The 13940-nt window shown below is 76.6% G+C and carries 12 protein-coding genes; 7 read left to right on the top strand and 5 right to left on the bottom strand.

All coding sequences use genetic code 11. The features are described from left to right. The first annotated feature begins 59 nt into the window (after positions 1-59). Entirely contained in the window at positions 60-1508 is a 1449-nt protein-coding gene (locus tag AB0G14_RS23020) for a serine hydrolase domain-containing protein (RefSeq protein ID WP_357700545.1), read from the top strand. A 90-nt stretch (positions 1509-1598) separates the two neighbouring features. Here the strand turns inward: AB0G14_RS23020 and AB0G14_RS23015 are convergent, their stop codons facing one another. Further along, the gene (locus tag AB0G14_RS23015; protein WP_357700543.1) at positions 1599-2849 is read right to left on the bottom strand and encodes an MFS transporter; all 1251 of its coding nucleotides are present in this window, start codon (positions 2847-2849) and stop codon (positions 1599-1601) included. 200 nt (positions 2850-3049) lie between these two features. Here AB0G14_RS23015 and AB0G14_RS23010 point away from each other — a divergent pair, with 200 nt between their 5' ends. Continuing rightward, positions 3050-3760 carry an MBL fold metallo-hydrolase gene (locus AB0G14_RS23010; protein WP_357700591.1) on the top strand — a complete coding sequence of 237 codons (711 nt, stop codon included), beginning with the start codon at positions 3050-3052 and terminating at the stop codon, positions 3758-3760. A gap of 19 nt (positions 3761-3779) precedes the next feature. Here AB0G14_RS23010 and AB0G14_RS23005 read toward each other — a convergent pair whose 3' ends face one another. Together AB0G14_RS23005 and AB0G14_RS23000 are read right to left on the bottom strand one after the other, a co-directional pair. After that, positions 3780-4115 carry a hypothetical protein gene (locus tag AB0G14_RS23005; RefSeq protein ID WP_357700541.1) on the bottom strand — a complete coding sequence of 112 codons (336 nt, stop codon included), beginning with the start codon at positions 4113-4115 and terminating at the stop codon, positions 3780-3782. Between the two features lie 93 nt (positions 4116-4208). Continuing rightward, positions 4209-5429 (bottom strand): MFS transporter, encoded by a 1221-nt coding sequence (locus AB0G14_RS23000; RefSeq protein WP_357700539.1) that lies wholly within the window; start codon positions 5427-5429, stop codon positions 4209-4211. Between the two features lie 158 nt (positions 5430-5587). On the opposite strand from AB0G14_RS23000, the gene AB0G14_RS22995 reads away from it, so the two are divergent. The 3 genes from AB0G14_RS22995 to AB0G14_RS22985 all read left to right on the top strand — a co-directional run bounded on the left by AB0G14_RS22995 (position 5588) and on the right by AB0G14_RS22985 (position 8398). Then, a complete protein-coding gene (locus AB0G14_RS22995) occupies positions 5588-6574 on the top strand; it encodes a LacI family DNA-binding transcriptional regulator (protein WP_357700537.1) in 987 nt (328 codons plus the stop codon). Positions 6575-6685: 111 nt separating this feature from the next. Further along, positions 6686-7390 (top strand): phospholipase, encoded by a 705-nt coding sequence (locus tag AB0G14_RS22990; protein WP_357700535.1) that lies wholly within the window; start codon positions 6686-6688, stop codon positions 7388-7390. A 75-nt stretch (positions 7391-7465) separates the two neighbouring features. After that, positions 7466-8398, top strand: a complete 933-nt coding sequence (locus AB0G14_RS22985; protein WP_357700533.1) for an AraC family transcriptional regulator — start codon at positions 7466-7468, stop codon at positions 8396-8398. Positions 8399-8622: 224 nt separating this feature from the next. On the opposite strand, the gene AB0G14_RS22980 is transcribed toward AB0G14_RS22985, so the two are convergent. Continuing rightward, on the bottom strand, positions 8623-9252 hold the full coding sequence (locus AB0G14_RS22980; RefSeq protein WP_357700531.1) for a TetR family transcriptional regulator: 630 nt from the start codon (positions 9250-9252) through the stop codon (positions 8623-8625). A gap of 67 nt (positions 9253-9319) precedes the next feature. Between AB0G14_RS22980 and AB0G14_RS22975 the strand changes: the two genes are divergently transcribed. Next, a complete protein-coding gene (locus AB0G14_RS22975; protein WP_357700529.1) occupies positions 9320-11026 on the top strand; it encodes an FAD-dependent oxidoreductase in 1707 nt (568 codons plus the stop codon). 20 nt (positions 11027-11046) lie between these two features. Then, positions 11047-11775 (top strand): HD domain-containing protein, encoded by a 729-nt coding sequence (locus tag AB0G14_RS22970; protein ID WP_357700527.1) that lies wholly within the window; start codon positions 11047-11049, stop codon positions 11773-11775. Positions 11776-11802: 27 nt separating this feature from the next. Here the strand turns inward: AB0G14_RS22970 and AB0G14_RS22965 are convergent, their stop codons facing one another. Next, positions 11803-13935 carry a DEAD/DEAH box helicase gene (locus tag AB0G14_RS22965; protein ID WP_357700525.1) on the bottom strand — a complete coding sequence of 711 codons (2133 nt, stop codon included), beginning with the start codon at positions 13933-13935 and terminating at the stop codon, positions 11803-11805. Positions 13936-13940: the final 5 nt, after the last annotated feature.

Genomic DNA, 13940 nt, shown 5'->3' with positions numbered 1-13940 from the left:
ATCCCGGGTTCGGACCACGATCCGATGTGCGGGGTCCCCGACCGGCCGAGACTCCGACCATGATCACGCGACTCCTCGTCCTGGCCGGTGCGGTGGCGCTCGCCGCGTCGCCCGCCCCGGCAGCCCCGGCCGCGCCCCCGGTCGGGATCGACGCCGCCGCCGTCGACGCCGCCGTCCGCCAGTACCGCGACGCCACCGGGCTGCCCGGCGTCGCGGTGGCCGTCACCCGGGGGACCGCGGTGGTGCACGCCGCCGGGTACGGCCGCACCCCCGCCGGCGACCCGATCACGGCGCACACCCCGATGGCCGTGGCGTCGGTGAGCAAGTCGTTCACCGCCCTCGCCGTGATGCAGCTGGTCGAGGCGGGCCGGGTGGAACTCGACGGGCCGGTCCACCGGCACCTGCCGGAGTTCACGATGGCCGACCCCCGGGCGGTCCGGATCACCGTGCGGCAGCTGCTCGACCAGACCTCCGGGATGTCGGACACGACGTTCCCCGCGTTCAGCAGGCGGCAGCCGGGTTCGCTGCGGGAGGCCGTCGCGGGGATGCGTACGGCCCGGTTGGCCGCCGCCCCCGGCACCAGGTGGGAGTACCACAACCCGAACTTCCAGGTGGCCGCGCGACTCGTCGAGGTGGTCAGCGGGCTGCCGTTCGACGAGTACCTGCGGACGCGGGTCTTCGCCCCGCTCGGCATGACCGACAGTCGCACCCTCGACGTGGCCGCCGACCTGCCGTCGAGCGCGCGCGGCCACCTCATGATCCTCGGCAGGCCGGTCGCCCTGCCCGAGCCGCCGGCCTTCGGCAACGGCTCCGGCGGGGTGCTCAGCTCGGCGCGCGACATGGCGGCGTGGCTGATCGCGCAGGGCAACCAGGGTCGCGGTCCGGACGGCACGGCGGTCGTCTCCCCGGCGGGCCTCGCCACGCTGCACCGCCCGTCCGCGGTCTCCGACTCCTACGCCCTCGGCTGGTTCTTGGAGAAGACCGGGTCGGGGGCGCCGATGATCGCGCACAGCGGTGACCTGTTCACCTCGACGGCGTACCAGGCGCTGCTGCCCGCGTCCGGCCACGGGGTCGCGGTCATGGCGAACACCGGACTGGCGTACGGCCACGCGTCGGCCCTCGCCGAGCGGCTCATCGCGCTGATAGAGGGAACGTCGGCGCCCTCGGCGGGCACGCCGCTCGTGGTCGTCGACGCCGTGCTGCTGGTGCTGGCGGTCGCCTCCGCCGCACTCGCCGGCCGGGGCGTGCTCCGGTCACGCCGCTGGGCCGCCGGCCGGGCGGTACGCTCCTGGACGCTGGTGCGGCTGCTTCCGCTGCTCGCGCCGCTGCCGCTGCTCGCCTCGATCCACCGAGTGGTCGGTTGGCTCTACCGGGGTCGCGACGTCGCCTGGATCCAGGTGGCGTACATCTATCCGACGTTCCTGGTGCTGCTGGTCACCGCGACGCTCGGCTGCGCCGCCGTCCTCGTGGCCCGGCTCGTCCGACTCGGACGCAGCAGGCGCGGCTGACGACGGGCACGACCCTGCCGGTGAGCCGACCGCTCGCGCCCGGTGGCCCGCACTCACGGGTCGCCGGGGCGGCGAGGGCCAACGCCTCCGTCAGGCCGGGTCGGCCGGCGCGGAGGGCCGGGACGCGACGCTCCAGGCGACGGTCGCGGCCACCGCGACGGCGCCGCTGAGCAGGAACGGCGCGTCCAGGCCCAGGCCGGCGGCCAGCGCGCCGCCGGCAAGCGCCCCCAGCGCGGTGCAGCCGTAGGTGAGGACCCGGGAGGCGGCGACCACCCGGCCGAGCAGGTCGCCGGGCACGAGGCGCTGCCGGAGCGACAGCGCGGCCACGTTGAGGACGGCGAACGCCGCGCTGGTGCTGACGACGACGGCCACGGCGGCGACCCGGTGCGGCGCGACGACCAGGAGCGCCGGCGCTCCGGCGGTGACCGCCATCGACCACGTCAGCACGTGCCGGTGCCGGAAGCGGGCGATCAGCCGGTCGGCGAGGAGGGAGCCGGCGAGGCCGCCGCCCGCGCCGGTGGCCAGCAGCAGGCCGAAGCCGAGCGCGCCGAGGCCGAGGCTGTCCCGCGCGTACAACACGAAGATCGCGAACCAGGCGCTGTCCGCGGCGGCGACGGCCGCGCCGACGAGCACGAGCGTGCGGAGCACGGACTGCCGGGCCAGCCACCGCAGCCCGGCGAGCGCCCCGTCCCGCGCGGGGGCGACCGCGCCGCCGGACGGCTCGCCGGCACCGGCTTTCGACCGCTCTGGGGCCGGGCGGGCGAGGGTCAGCGGCAGGGACAGCACGAGCATGACGGCCAACGCGAGGGAGGCGCCGTTGACGGCGAACGGCAGTGCCGCGCCCGCGACGAACAGCAGCGCGCCGACCGGCGGGCCGACGAACTCGTTGCCCACGATCTCGCCCGCCACGAGACGGCCGTTGGCCTTCTCCAGCCGCGCGTCGTCCACCAGCCGGGGAACGGCAGTCTGGGCGGCGGTGTCGCGCAGGGTCTCGCCGACGCCGAGCAGGAACGCGGCGACGACAACGAGGCCGATCGGTGCCCTGGCCGTCGCGACGGCCAGGGCCAACGTCGACAGGACCAGGACCCGGGCCACGTCGGCGGCGGCGATGATCTCCCGGGCTCCCCTGCGGTCCGCGAGCACTCCGGCGAACAGGCCGGTGACCAACCAGGGCAGGAACTGCGCCGCGGCCACGGCGGCCACCGCCACGGGGTCGTCGCTCAGCGCGGCGGCGAGGAGCGGGAACGCCGCCACGCGGATGCCGTCGCCCAGGTTGGCCAGGGCGGCAGCGGTCCAGAATGTCCAGAAGGGACGGCCCAGGGCCGACGACCGGTCAGCCATGCCGGAAACCCTACCGCCCGCCCCGTCCCCCCGGGCGGCGCCGCCAGGCAGGGGCGGCCGACGCGACACCAACCGCCGGCGCCCGGGGCCGGCCGCGACATCGCCTGCATCCAGGCGTCGCACCTGCCCGAGAGCACTACGATCGGGCGGCAGTCCGACGCGTTGTCCGGAATCCAGGGAGGATGTACGCCGTGGCCGCCATGACGTTCCAGCACCTCGCCGGTCGGGTCTGGCTCTGCCCGGGTGATCCAAACCCGGAAGCCGTCCAGGCCGGCGTCGCCCTGGTCGCCGACGACCGGGGCAGCGTGCTGGTCGACGCGGGGCAGAGCCCCGCGCACGCCCGGGAGATCCGGTCCGCGCTGGCTGCCGCCGGGCTGCCCCCGCCCCGCTGGCTGGTCTACACGCACCACCACTGGGACCACGTCTGGGGCGCCTGCGCCTGGCCCGGCGTGGAGATCGTCGGCCACGTCGCCGGCGAGCGGCTGCTGCGTGCGGAGGCGGCCCGGCCGTGGAGCCATCGGTACCTGCGGGAGCAGGTGCGGGCGAATCCGCGGCTCGGCCCGAGTTTCCGGGCCCGGGCGCTGGCGGTCGACTCGTGGGACGACTTCGCGGTGCTGCCGCCGACCCGGACCTTCACCGACGAGTTGGAGCTGCCGGTCGGCGTGCGGGTGCGGCACGTCGGGGGCGCCCACGCGCCGGACTCGACGGTGGTGGCGGTGCCGGACTCGGGCGTGCTGCTGCTCGGCGACTGCTTCTATCCGCCGCCGGCGCACCTGCGCACCCCCGAGGACCGGCCCGACCTCACCCTGGTACGCCGACTGCTGGCCGACGACGTCCACTGGTACGTCGCGAGCCACCAGCCGCCGATGACGGTGGACGAGGCACGCGCGGCGGTCGCCGCCGCGCGGTGACGCCGCGGCGGCGCCACGCTCAGCGGAGGCGGCGCTCCGGGTGGGCCCGGTTCCAGGCCCGCATCCGCTCCGGGTAGCCGGTGCGGGCGGCCTCGTACAGCGGCACCGCGTGCTTGCGGGCGATCGACCCGGCGGCGCGCGGCGAGCCGGTGCGGCGGCGGATCCACTCGCCGTCGTGGGCGATCGCCACCACGGTGGTGTCGGTCGCCGTGGTCTCCGGCTCCAGGTAGAACTCCACGCCCCGGCGGCTGGTGACGAACGCCTCCAGCGCGGCCAGGTCCTCGCGGGTCGCCTCGCGGTCGAGCTTCGTGGGGGCCGCGTCGGTGCCGCGCGACCGTCGACTGAACCAGCCCATCCCCCGCTCCTCTCCTCGGCGTCCTCCCAGTGCAGCACCGCTTCCTGGGACGCGGCTGCGAGCCGGGTGTGAGTGCCCTGCGGAGGTGCCGCGTCAGCGGGCCGGCGGGCGGGTGGCCGGCACCAGGGCGAGGGTGGGCAGCAGCAGCATCGACACCACGAGCAGGGCGGGCAGCGTGCCGACCCGGTCGCCGAGCAGGCCGAGCAGCGGCGGGCCGGCGAGGAACGCCGTGTAGCCGATCACGGCGACCACGCTGACCCGGGCCGGCGCCCGCCGCTCGTCGTCGGCCGCCGCGCTCATCCCCACCGGGAAGCCCAGCGACGCGCCGATCCCCCAGAGCGCGACGCCGGCGACCGCCACCGGCCCGGAGCCGGCGAGCACCGCCACGCCCGCGCCGACGGCGGCGAGCAGGATCGTGCCGGACAGGACGGGCACCCGGCCCCACCGGTCCAGCGCGACGGTGCCCGCCGTGCGGCCCAGGGTCATGCCGACGACGAAGACGCCGAAGACGGCCGCCCCGGCCGCCTCGCTGAGGTCGTGGCCGTCGATGAAGGCGACGGCGAGCCAGTCGTTGGCGCTGCCCTCGGCGAACGCCGACACCAGCACCAGCAGGCCGATGAGCAGCGTGCGCGGCTCCCGCCAGGCGGCGAGCAGGTCGCGGCGGCGCTGGGCCGGGGCCGCCGACGCGGCGGCGGTGCCGCTCTCGGCCGCCGGCAGGAACGACCGGACGGCCAGCAGCGTGCCGCAGAGCACCACCGCCGCCAGCGCGGCGAGGTGCGCCGCGACCGGCAGGCCGAGGCGGGCGGCCCCCGCGCCGAGCCCGGCGCCGGCCACGGAGCCGAGGCTCCACGCGGCGTGGAAGCGGGGCATGATCGTGCGCCCCAGCCGCCGCTCGACCGCCGCACCCTCGACGTTCATGGCGACATCGCAGATGCCGGAGCCATAGCCGAGAGCGCACAACCCGACCGCGACCCCGACCAGGGAACCGGCCGGGGCGGCGACCCCGGCCACGGTCAGCCCGGCCGCGACGAGCAGGCAGCCGAGGGCCACCGTGCGGGCCGCCCCGAGCCGCTGGGCCACCAGGCCGGCGGTGGGCATCGCGAGCAGCGCGCCGACGGACATGGCGAGCAGGAGCAGCCCGAGCCGGCCGGCGCTGAGCCCGAGCGCGTCCCGGACGGCGGGCACCCTGGAGAACCAGGTGGCGACGGCCAGGCCGTTGAGCGCGAACACGACCGCCACGCCGGTGCGGGCGGCCAGCACCGACCGCGGTACGGCCGGGGTCGGCGCGGCGGGCGGGGCGGTGGTGCGGCTCACGGTGGCGTCCTCTCGCCTCGGGCGTCTGCCGCACGATCCCACACCTGAGAGCGCTGCCAGGACAACGCCTTCCCACCCTCTTACCGTCGCCGACCCGTGAGGGAGATGATGCGCATCGACCGTCCGCGCCGGGGACGGCGACCACGGGGAGGACAGGTATGACGACAGCTGGCCGACCGCCCACACTCGACGACGTCGCCCGGGCGGCGGGCGTCTCCCGGGCCACCGCCTCGCGGGTGATCGCCGGCACCGGCTACGCCTCGCCCACCGCCCGCGACCGGGTCACCGCCGCCGCCGACCGGCTCGGGTACGCACCGAACCTGGCCGCCCGCGCGCTGGTCCGGGGCACCGGTGTGCGGCTGGTGGTCGCGGTGTCCGGGGTCGCCCCGAGCGTCCTCGACGACCCGTACGTCGACCGGGTGGTCGGCGCGGCCGCCCGGATCTGCGCGCCGTACGGGCTCGGGGTCGCGCTGCACTGGCTCCCGACGCGGGAGCCGGCCGGGCTGCGCCGGCTGGCCGAGGACCGCAGCGTCGGCGGGATCATCCTGGTCAACACCACCGAGGCGGTGCTCCGGGCGGTCCCGGCGGCGCTGCGCGGCCGGGTGGCCTCGATCGGCATCGGCTCCGCCCTCGTGCCGGCCTTCGACGTGGACAACGGCGGCGGCACGGAGGCCGTGGTCCGGCACCTGTACGCCACCGGCCGCCGCCGCATCGCGATGGTGACCGGCCCCCGCTGGCTGCCCTGCGCCGGCCGGTCGGTGGGCGCGTACCGCCGGGTGGTGCGCGACGCGGGCCTGCCGGTGCGGCTGGTGCCGGGGGACTTCAGCGCGGGCCGGGGCCGGGCGGCGGCCCGGGAGGTGCTGGCGCGCTGGCCGGACACGGACGCGATCGTCGGGATCAGCGACGCGACCGCGCTGGGGCTGATCGACGGGCTGCGCGGCGACGGCGTCCAGGTGCCCGGGGACGTCGCCGTCACCGGCTTCGACGACATCCCGCTCGCCGCGATGACCACCCCCGCGCTGACCACGGCGACCCATCCGGTGGGGCAGATCGCCACGGCGGCGGCGACCGCCGTGCTGGCCGGACGGCCGGTGCCGCCGGCGACGGTGTTCCCGTCCCGGCTGGTCCGCCGGGTCAGCGGATGAGCCGGCCCGGCAGGGGCCGCTGGCGCGCTGGAGGCGGCCCCGCAGGGTTAACCCCGGGGCAGCGGGGTAACCGCTGGCGCACCCCCGCCGAGGACGAGGAGCGGTGATCCCGTGGCCGAACCCGCCGCGCCGCACCGGCAGCCGGAGGAGAACCCACGGCACGGCCGGCTCACCGCGCGTCCGGCGCCGCCCGTCACCCGGGCGGCCACCGGCATGGTGACGCTGACCGACGCCGACGGCGGGCCGCTGGCGATGGTGTACGCCCCGGAGCCGGTCGACGGCCGGCCGTACCGGCTGGTGCTGCTGCTGCACGGGGCCGGCGGCTCGGCCCGGCAGGGCGTGGACCTGCTGCTGCCGGTCGCCGACGCGCACCAACTGCTGCTGGTGGCCCCGCAGGCGGCGTCGAGCAGCTGGGACCTGATCGTGGAGGGCTTCGGGGTGGACGTCCGACGGATCGACGGGCTGCTGGCCACGGCCTTCGCCGGTTACCCCGTCGGGCAGGTGGCGTTCGGCGGGTTCTCCGACGGCGCCTCGTACGCCCTCTCGCTGGGCCTGACCAACGGCGACCTGGTCGACGCGGTGGTGGCCTTCTCCCCCGGCTTCGCCGCGCCGCTGGTCACCCACGGCCGGCCCCGCGTCTACGTCTCGCACGGCGCCGACGACCCGGTCCTGCCGGTCGACGTGTGCAGCCGCCGCCTGGTGCCCCGGCTGCGTTCGCTCGGTTACGACGTCACCTACGACGAGTTCCCGGGCCCGCACGAGGTGCCCGCCGACATCCGCCACCGCGCCGCCGACTGGCTGACCATCGCAGACTGACCCGGTCGGTCCACGCCTGAGACGCCGGAGGACGCGTGACCGCCGGCGCCATGCGCGCTCGTCTACGCTCGCGGGATGGACCCGCTCACCGGGCTGCTCGACGGGCCGCGGGCCCGGGGCGCCTTCCTGCTCCGGTCACTGCTGGATCCCCCGTTCGCGCTGCGCATCGAGGACCGCGCCCCGCTGACCGTCGTCGCCCTGGTCCGTGGCGCGGCCTGGGTGGTGCCCGACGACGGCGCGCCCGTCGCGCTGGGACCGGGCGACGTGGCGGTGCTGCGCGGGCCCGACGGCTATCTCGTGGCGGACGACCCGGCCACCCCGCCGCAGGTCGTCATCCACCCCGGGCAGCGGTGCACCACGCTGCGCGGGGAGCCGCTGGCCGAGACGATGTCGCTGGGCGTACGCACCTGGGGCACGGGCTCGGACGGCGCCACCGTGCTGCTGACCGGCACGTACCAGCTTCCCGGGGAGCTGAGTCGACGGCTGCTCACCGCCCTGCCGCCGCTGCTCGTGGTGGGCGGCGAGGAGTGGCGCAGCCCGCTGGTGCCCCTGCTCGCCGAGGAGGTCTCCCGGGACGCGCCCGGCCAGGAGGCGGTCCTGGACCGGCTGCTCGACCTGCTGCTGATCGCCGCGCTGCGCACCTGGTTCGCCCGCCCCGGCGCCGCGCCCGCCTGGTACGTCGCCGCCGCCGATCCGGTGGTCGGCCCGGCGCTGCGGCTGCTCCAGAACGACCCGGCCCGGCCGTGGACGGTCGCCTCCCTCGCGACCGAGGTGGGCGTCTCCCGGGCGGCGCTGGCCCGCCGGTTCACCGAGTTGGTCGGCGAGCCGCCGATGACGTTCCTGACCGGGTGGCGGCTGGCGCTCGCCGCCGACCTGCTCCGCGAGCCGGACGCCACCCTGGGCGCGGTCGCCCGGAAGGTCGGCTACGGCAGCCCGTTCGCGCTGAGCACGGCGTTCCGCCGGGTCCGCGGCGTCACGCCGCGCGACCACCGCCTCGCCGCGTCCTGACCGACCGCCCACTTCCCCGCCCGGCCGGCACGCGCGGCGCGCTTCCGCTGCCGGATCGTGCTCTCCGGCACCGGCTGGCCGCCGCTCGACGCTGCCGGGGCGTCGGGCGAAGCAGCCGGGACCCGCCGGGCAAGGCAGCCGGGACCCGCCGGGCAACACAGCCGGGACCCGCCGGGCAACACAGCCGGGACCCGCCGGGCAACGCAGCCGGGACCCGCCGGGGGTCAGGTGGTGGTCAGGGCGCGCAGCAGGGCGCGGACGGCGGCGGCGAGGTCGGCGCGGCTGGCGGGGGTGCCGGGCGTGGGTGCGCTGAGGGCGCCGGCGCCGACGAGGCGGTCGAAGAGGAGCCCGTCGAGGAACGCGACGAGCTGGTCGCCACGGCGGTCGGGGTCCGGGGCGCCGGCCCGGGCCAGCAGGTCGCGGGCCTGCACCCGGAGCAGGGTGCCGTGTTCCAGGATCCGCCGCAGCTCGGGGCGGTGCACCGCCTCGAGGAGGCAGGCGTACCGGGCGAGGGTGCGGCTGCGCCCGACGGTGAGCCAGCGGTCCAGCACCTCGCCCGCCCCGTCCGCGAGCTGGTCGAGGTCCGCCCCGGTCAGCGCGGGGAGCGGCGTGCGGGGCGGCGCATCGGTGGGCAGCTCGCGGGCCGCCAGGTCGGCCCGGTCGAGGTCGGCGAGGCGCCGCACCACCGCCTCGATGAGCGCCTGCCGGGTGCGCAGGTACGCCGACGTGCTGCCGGGCGGCAGGCCGGCGCGGGCGTCGACCGCCCGGTGGGTCAGCGCCCGCATGCCGCCCTCGGCGAGCAGTTCGATGGCCGCGTCGGCCAGCAAGGCCACCCGGTTGGTCCGCCCCGCCACACGCCCTCCCCACGTCACTTCTACGGATGTAGTATGCCTTTCTACAGGCGTAGAAGGGCGGGACGTCATGGGCGGGTCGGACGCGGTCGTGGTCGGGGGCGGGATCGGCGGCCTCGCCGCGGCGCTCGCGCTGCACCGGCGCGGCTGGCGGGTCACCGTGCTGGAACGCGCCGCCGAGCTGCGCGAGGTCGGCGCCGGGCTGACCCTGATGGCGAACGCGGTGCGTGGCCTCGACGCGCTCGGCGTCGGGGCGGCGGTCCGGGCGCGCGGGGACGCCGGGGCGGCGGGCGGCATCCGCACCGCGCGTGGGCGCTGGCTGTCCCGGGTGGACGCCGACGAGCTGACCAGGCTGCTCGGCACCACCGCGCTGGGCGTGCACCGGGCGACCCTGCACGGCATCCTGCGCGAAGCGCTGCCGGCGGAGGCCGTGCACACCGGGGCCGAGGTGTCCGACGTGGACCCGGAGGCCGGCGAGGTGCGCCACCGGCGGCACGGCGAGCCGGTCAGCCTCCGGGCCGACCTGGTGGTCGGCGCCGACGGCCTGCACAGCGCGCTGCGCGCCCGGCTCTGGCCCGGCACCCCGCCCCCGGCGTACGCGGGCACGACCGCCTGGCGGGCGGTGGTCGACTTCCCCGAGCCGGTCCCGGCCGCGATCAGTTGGGGCCGGGGCGCCGAGTTCGGCATGGTGCCGGTCGGCGACGGCCGGCTCTACTGGTTCGGCGCCGTCACGGCTCCGCCGGGCGGGCATGCGCCCGACGAACTGGCGGCGGTCCGGGAGCGCTTCGGCTCCTGGCACGACCCGATCCCGGCGCTGCTCGCGGCGACCCCGCCGGAGGCGGTGCTGCGCAACGACATCCACCACCTCGCCACGCCGCTGCCGTCGTACGTGCGGGGGCGGGTGGCACTGCTCGGCGACGCGGCGCACGCGATGACGCCGAACCTGGGGCAGGGCGCCTGCCAGGCGATCGAGGACGCGGTGACGCTGGGGGCGGTGTGCGCCGGCGGGGCCGGGACGGTGCCCGCCGCGCTGGCCGCGTACGACCGGCAGCGGCGGCGCCGCAGCCAGGCCGTCGCCCGGGCGTCGTTCCGGACCGGGCGGTTCGGTCAGCAACTGCGCCACCCGGCGGCCGTCGCGCTGCGCGACACCCTGCTGCGGCTCACCCCGGCCCGCGCGTCGCTCCGCGCCATGACCCGGTACGCGGACTGGCAGCCGCCCACCGCCCCTGACCCGAGGACGCGCACCCGACCCCGGCCCGGCCAGCTTCCGGAGCACTGGCTGCGGGTGGTGTCCGCGCACGCCCCCGGCCTGCTGCGCGACCTCGACCTGGACCTCGGCCCGACCGGCCCCGCTCCCCCGCCGCCCGTCGACGCCGACCACGGCGCGAGCTGCCCCGTTGGGCCGGACCACGCCGCAAGCCGCCCGGCCGGCGCAGGCCACCGCGCGACTCGCCCCGCTAACGATCCGCCGGGCGGCGGGCCGGGCCGCCCTGGACGGCCGATCCACGACCGCCCGCCGTCGGGCCCGGGTGGGGATCGACGCCTGGCGCTGGTCGCCGCGGTCGCCGTGTGGAGCACCGGGCTGTTCTGCCTGAGCCTGGTGCTGCCGGACCGGGTCCAGGGCTGTTCAGCTCGATCCCGGCCATCGTCAAGGCGCTCCGGGTCACCGGCGCCGCCGCCGAACGCTCCGGCGACGGCCGGGCCGGAGCCCCACGCCGGACCTCGTGCGCCGGGCGGTGCGTCGGGCACCCGACGCCAGGGGCCCGCGACATGGTGAAGATCGGCTATAAGTGGCGCATGGAATTTCCCGCCTACCTGGCCACCATGCCGATGCACGCGATCACCGAGATCCACGGCGAGCCCGGCCTGCTGGCCCGGTTCCGGCTGGAGCTGCGCGCGTTCGACGAGGCCGCCCGGGAGCGGCTCACCGAGGCCCTCGACCTGGCCGCCGAACTGCACCGCGACGACCGGCGGGTACGCGAGCCCTACCTGAACCACCTGCTGCGGGTGGCGATCCGGATGATGCACCACTACCAGGTCCGCGACGTCGACGTGATCGTGGCCGGCCTGCTACACGACGCGGTGGAGGACCACCCCGACGAGCTGGCCGGCGAACACGCCGGCGACGATCCGACCGCCGCCGCGCTGGCCATCCTGGCCGAGCGGTTCGGCCCGCGCGTGGCCCGCCTGGTCGGCGCGGTCACCAACCCGGCGTACGACCCGGGGCGCGACAAGCACGTCCAGTACCGCGAGCACGTGGCGGCCAGCCTGGCCCGGGAGCCGTGGGCGCGGGTCATCAAGATCTCCGACTTCACCGACAACGGGGTGGGCGTCATCCACACCGTCGGGCCGAAGGTGGCCTCGTCGGCGGCGAAGTACCGGCCGCTGGTGCCGGTCTACCGGGACCTCGTCACCCGGCCGGACACTCCCCTGTCGGCGCCGGTGAAGCGGCACATCCTCGACCAGCTCGACCTGGCCGAGGAGCGCTTCAGCGCCATCCTCGACCAACCCGCCCACCCGAACTGACACGTTGCCGCCGCAGTCTGGTCGTGGTCAGGCCGGAAGGTGCACGACCCGGGTGGGCTCGGCGAGCACCGCGCGTGCCGCCGGCAGGTCGGCCAGCCGCGCGGCCAGGGTCGCCACCGCCAGTCGTTCCGGCAGCGCGGCGCTGAACTTGAGCCCGGCGAGGGCCTTCTCCGTCACGTCGGGAAGGCAGACCCGGTCTGCGGCGTCGGCCAGGGCCGCCCGCACCATGTGCCGGTCGAGGTCGGGTCGCAGCCGGATCGAGGCGTCGTCGTACCGCTGGGTCGGGTCGGCGATCTCGCTGAGGGTGGCGATCAGGGTGGCGTTGGCCCGGTAGCCGGCCCACGTCCACCACTTCATCTCGCCGTCGGCGTCGCGGGCGACGACCGTGCCGCCGGGGTGGACGAGGGACGTGGCCTCCTCGCGCAACTGGGCGAGCCTGGTGCTGGCCCGCCCGGTGAGGGCGACCGGCGGGTCGGTGCCGAGGAGCACCTCGCGGATCGCCCGGACCATCCGGTACGACAGCCCCTGCGGCGAACCGCCGGTCATCCAGAGCGCCTTGCCGCCGCCGTCGGCGGGCTCCACGAAGCAGCGCCGGCGCTTCCAATCGACGTAGGTGACCCGCCAGCTGCGCCCGGCGAGCAGCAGCAGCCGGGGGCCCTGCACCTTCGCGGTGAGCAGCGCCGGATCGGTCCGGCCGATCTCGGTGCGACCCGAGAGCACGGTGAACTGGGGCGGGGCGGTGAACACCGCCAGCATGTCCATGAAGTGCCGGCGACCGAACCGCAGCTCCGCCTCCGGCCCGATGAAGAGCATCCCGGAGTCGACGTCGAGATAGCCGCGCTCGACGAGGTGCCGCACGATCACCTCGGCGCTCTTGTCGAAGGGCGCCAGCCCGTTCCACTCCTCCGGCCACACCTGGTCGCCGACGCGGTGCCGCTGCAGCGACAGCGCGAGCATCTGCTGGGCCACGATGTGCCGGGGCTCCGGTGGCGGCACGACGGCCTCGACCCAGCCCTGCGACCAGAGGTGGAGCAGCCCGGCGGCGTGTAACAGCCCCTCACCGTCCAGCGCGAGGAAGAGGCAGTTCCGGCTGCTGCCGGGCCGCCGGCCGGTCCGGCCGATCCGCTGTAGGAAGGCGGCGACGGTGCGCGGGGCGTCGATCTGGATGACCCGGTCGAGGTCCCCCACGTCGATGCCCAGTTCGAGGGTGCTGGTGGCCACGATGACGCAGTCCCGCTCCTGCGCGAACGCCTCCTCGGCCCGCCGCCGCTCGTCGACGGAGAGCGAGGCGTGGGAGAGGAACGTCGTCACGTCGAGTGCCCGCAGCCGCTGGCCGAGTTCCTCGACCAGGGCGCGGGAGTCGCAGAACACCAGCCGCTTCTCGCCCTGATGCAGGGCCGCGATCACCTTGGCCGCGTTGTGCACGGACCCGACGTAGTCCAGCTCGACCGCACCGACGGGAGCCGGTCCCCCCGTCGTGGCGCCGGCCGACGCGCCGATATCGGGCGCCACCACTCGCGCCGGCCCCTGGCCGCGGCCGGAGCCCTGCAGCCAGCCCAGCAGCTCGTCCGGATTTCCCACCGTCGCGGACAGCCCGACCCGCTGCACCGGGCGATCGGCCACCCGGGAGAGGCGCTCCAGGACGGCCAGCAGGTGCCAGCCCCGGTCGTCGCCCGCGAACGCGTGCACCTCGTCGACCACGATCGCCCGCAGTTGCCCGAAGAACTCGTCGTGGTCGACGGCGGCGCTGACCAGCATCGACTCCAGGGACTCCGGCGTCGTGAGCAGGACGTCCGGCCGCTCCCGGAGGATCGTCCGGCGCCGGCCCATGGTCACGTCGCCGTGCCAGAGCGCCGCGCGCCGGCCCAGCCAGCCGGTGTAGGTCTCGAGGCGGGGCAGGAGGTTGTTGAGCAGTGCCTTCAGCGGGCAGACGTAGAGCACGGAGGTGCCCGACCAGTTCTCCTCCGCCATCCGCGACAACAGCGGGAACACCGCCGCCTCGGTCTTGCCGCCAGCGGTGGGCGCGAGAAGTAGGGCGTCCTCGCCGTCCAGGAGCGGCCGCACGGCGGCGTCCTGCAACGGCCGCAGCGCCGGCCATTGCAACGTGTTGACCACGTGGTGCAGCACGACCGGATGCAGCAGCTCGGCACCCCTCGTCATCGCAG

The organism is Micromonospora sp. NPDC023814, assembly GCF_040639595.1.
Lineage (GTDB): Bacteria > Actinomycetota > Actinomycetes > Mycobacteriales > Micromonosporaceae > Micromonospora.
Note: the sequence above shows the minus strand (reverse complement) of the source record. Positions and strands in the feature narration are given on the sequence as shown.